The 476-nt window shown below is 56.7% G+C and carries 1 protein-coding gene; it reads left to right on the top strand.

What is annotated here, in order from left to right; translation table 11 throughout:
* Nucleotides 1-240: 240 nt before the first annotated feature.
* On the top strand, nt 241-438 hold the full coding sequence (locus AC1RPN_RS08355; protein ID WP_289900953.1) for a hypothetical protein: 198 nt from the start codon (nt 241-243) through the stop codon (nt 436-438).
* Nucleotides 439-476 lie beyond the last annotated feature (38 nt).

Here is a 476-nt window from a genome sequence, read left to right as displayed (position 1 = left end):
GGAAGGGGCCCCATCGTCTATATAGGGGCGTCTAATGCGATGCCGCGTGAAGGGGAAACGGTGCGCATCAAAGCGGGCATCAAAGAGCACGGCGATTACAAGGGGACGCCTCAAACCCGGATCGCGCGCCCGTCGCGAATCACAGCATAAAGACCGATTAAATTAGTCGGGTACTGTTGACACGTGCCAGAAACGCGATCATACTAGACCCATCGACTAACCGCTACGGAGTAAAACGAAATGAACGCAATTACCAAATTTCACGAAATGAAAGGCCCGCTGGCTGCGCTGCGCGCCGCCGGGTACGATGCGCGTACGCTGCAAGACGGCACTATCGAGGTGTCGGACCCGGTACGCACGACACACGGCATTGTCTACAAAAACGTGGATTTGAAGACGCCGCGCGACGTGTACAAGTTTCTGATGGACCGCAGCTAATGCGACGCGCGCTCAAGCCAATCGACGCGGCCCCTATC

Source organism: Dellaglioa sp. CoH-57-MRSF-20 (assembly GCF_056781955.1).
This window is presented reverse-complemented; position numbering and strand designations above follow the sequence as displayed.